2 protein-coding genes are annotated in these 1636 nt (G+C 38.3%); both read left to right on the top strand.

The genetic code is table 11. The features are described 5' to 3' along the window. A partial coding sequence (gene ccoG, locus AC1DG9_RS26775) for a cytochrome c oxidase accessory protein CcoG (protein ID WP_477635659.1) occupies nucleotides 1-1223 on the top strand: 1223 nt, incomplete at its 5' end. A 4-nt stretch (nucleotides 1224-1227) separates the two neighbouring features. Next, a partial coding sequence (locus tag AC1DG9_RS26770; protein ID WP_477635658.1) for a FixH family protein occupies nucleotides 1228-1636 on the top strand: 409 nt, incomplete at its 3' end.

Raw genomic sequence — 1636 nt, 5'->3', positions numbered from 1 at the left:
GTGAACAACTTGTGCTGTTAAACGTAATAGAAAGGAAGTTTGTTTTTCTTGGAATTGTATTCTGGCCTCAGGATTTTTACCTGTTTGCTTTTGCACTTCTGATTTTTATAGTATTCATTGTTTTGTTTACAGTAATATTCGGAAGGGTCTTTTGTGGATGGGCCTGCCCGCAGACCATATTTCTGGAAATGGTATTCAGAAAAATAGAAAACTGGATAGAAGGAGATCACAATCAGCAGAGAAAACTCGATGCAGCACCATTAACCTTCAGTAAGTTCCTTAAAAAGACGTCAAAGCATTTTCTTTTTTTCTGTATCTCATTTCTGATCTCAAATGTTTTTCTTGCTTATCTGATCGGATCCGGCAAACTGATCAGCATTGTGACTGAACCCGTAAAAGATCATCTCTCGGGATTTATTTCAATATGGTTATTCTCATTCGTATTTTATCTCGTGTTTTCCAGAATGAGGGAGCTGGTTTGCACAGTAGTATGCCCCTATGGCAGATTGCAAGGGGTTTTGCTGGATAACCAGAGTATTATTGTTGCCTATGACTATGAGCGTGGTGAACCCAGAAAAAAAATAAATAAGGGACAGGATACTCCATCTGGAGATTGCATTGATTGCAAATTATGTGTTCAGGTTTGCCCTACCGGCATAGATATCAGGAACGGTACTCAGTTGGAGTGCGTTAACTGCACCGCATGCATAGATGCCTGCGATATGGTTATGACGAAAATCAACAGGCCTTTAAGACTAATTGGCTTTAAATCTGAGAGTGAGATCAAGCAAAAAACCACCTTTAAGATCAGCAAAAAAATATACGCATACAGTGCTGTACTGACAGTCCTTATAATTGTTCTGTCCTTTATGATCATAAGACGATCAGATGTGCAGACAACCATTTTGCGCGCAAGCGGAACATTATACCAGCTCAGGGACAAAGACCAGACTGTAAGCAATCTGTACACTGCAGAAATGGTGAACAAAACGGATAAAATTGTGGAATTTGAAATAATACCCGATGATGAGCATGCACGCATTCAGTATATCCAAAAACCCGATGCTATTGCATATGGAGGCAGTACCAAAGCAACTTTTTTTGTAATCCTGCCTCAAAGCACAATCAGAAAATATAAAACCAAGATCAGTTTCAAACTGCAATCTGAAAAGAAAGTGGTAGATCGGTTTGAAACTACCTTTATAGCACCTGCAAACAATTAAGAATATGAATTGGGGAACGAAATTAATTATTGGAATGTTGTCATTTATGGCCTTTATTGTAATTCTGGCTGTACTAATGATGCGTAGTGAAAATGACGCTTTGGTGGACAACGATTATTATGAAAAAGGATTAAGGTACAATGACCAATACCGGCAAAAAGAGCAGGTAATAAAAGATAATGCATCACCTGATATAGAATTCTCAGGTGACAATTTAATAATAACGTTTAAGACACAAGCTGCTGGCACCTTAAAAATAATGCGTACAGCAAAAAAAAGCATGGACAAGATGATGAATTTTAAGACTGACAGTGCCGCCAGTGTGATGCTGAGATCTACAGACCTGGCAAAAGGACATTGGAAGTTTATCATACAATGGAAGGCGGAAAACGGAAAAACATATTTAAGTGAGC

This window comes from Pedobacter sp. 05L430 (assembly GCF_056397585.1).
This window is presented reverse-complemented; position numbering and strand designations above follow the sequence as displayed.